The 1,030-nt window shown below is 61.1% G+C and carries 2 protein-coding genes; both read right to left on the reverse strand.

Annotated features, from left to right (window positions below; genetic code table 11):
* Nucleotides 1-188: 50S ribosomal protein L35 (rpmI, locus tag ACQKDV_RS19710; RefSeq protein ID WP_427785902.1), on the reverse strand; the 188-nt coding region annotated here is incomplete at its 3' end.
* 265 nt (nucleotides 189-453) lie between these two features.
* Nucleotides 454-1,020, reverse strand: coding sequence for a translation initiation factor IF-3 (gene infC / locus ACQKDV_RS19715; RefSeq protein ID WP_427785903.1), 567 nt, complete (start codon nucleotides 1,018-1,020; stop codon nucleotides 454-456).
* Nucleotides 1,021-1,030: the final 10 nt, after the last annotated feature.

A 1,030-nucleotide genomic window follows, 5' to 3' on the forward strand; every position in this document is an offset into this window, starting at 1 on the left:
GGGCCGGGGTGGTGGTCGGGGCAGGCGCAGGCGCCACAGGTGCGGCCGCACTGGCGCAGATTACGCTTACGCTTGGTCGCTTTCTTCGTGAGGATGTGGCTGCGGTTGGCGTGGCCGCACTTGTACTTGCCCGAGGCGGTCTTGCGGAAACGCTTGGCCGCTGCCCGGTTGGTCTTGATCTTGGGCATTGCAATGTCCTTGATGGGGGTGACCCTGGTTTCTGACTGATCTGGCGGTGGCCTGGGCCACTCTTTCCGTCCTGCCATGATCGGCGTACGACCCGTCCTGGGTGGGTCGAGCCGGGCATGATACAGGCAAAACCGCCCTGCCACCAGTCCCTGCAACCCATTCCGGCATGAATTACCGGGATACCGCAAAAGTAAAGGGACGCCGCTGGCGTCCCTTTACCCTGAACCATTCAGCCAGGCGCCCCGAAAGGCGGCCCGTCAGGCCTCAGGTCTTCTTCTTCGGCGCGATCATCATGACCATCTGACGCCCTTCCAGGCGCGGACGGGATTCGATGACGATGTCCTCGCCCAGATCGGTCTCGATCCGGTTGGCCATCTCGCGGCCCAGCTCCTGGTGACTCATTTCACGGCCACGGAAGCGGATGTTGACCTTGATCTTGTCGCCTTCCTCAAGGAAACCGCGCATCTTGCGCAGCTTGATCTGGTAGTCGCCCTCGTCCGTGACCGGACGGAACTTCACTTCCTTGATCTCGACCTGCTTGGTCTTCTTCTTGGCCTCGCTGGCCTTCTTCTGCGCTTCGAACTTGAACTTGCCGAAATCCATGATCTTGCTGTCCGTCGGATCGGCCTGCGGCTGGATTTCAACCAGGTCCAGGCCTTCATCTTCGGCCATGGACAGCGCTTCGTCGCGCGACAACACGCCGATCATTTCACCGTCACTGCCGATCACGCGGACGCGCGGCACACGGATTTCCTGATTCTTGCGGTTCTGTTTGTTGTCAGGGGTCGCCGATCTGGCCGGTTTCGATTCGCCCGGCCCGGATGACCACATCAAGCTGTTC

The organism is Stenotrophomonas sp. NPDC077659 (genome assembly GCF_050268705.1).
Lineage (GTDB): Bacteria > Pseudomonadota > Gammaproteobacteria > Xanthomonadales > Xanthomonadaceae > Stenotrophomonas.

Excerpts from the sequence above, each read along its gene's own strand:
- infC (WP_427785903.1), bottom strand. The coding sequence starts at position 1,020 with ATGTGGTCATCCGGGCCGGGCGAATCGAAACCGGCCAGATCGGCGACC.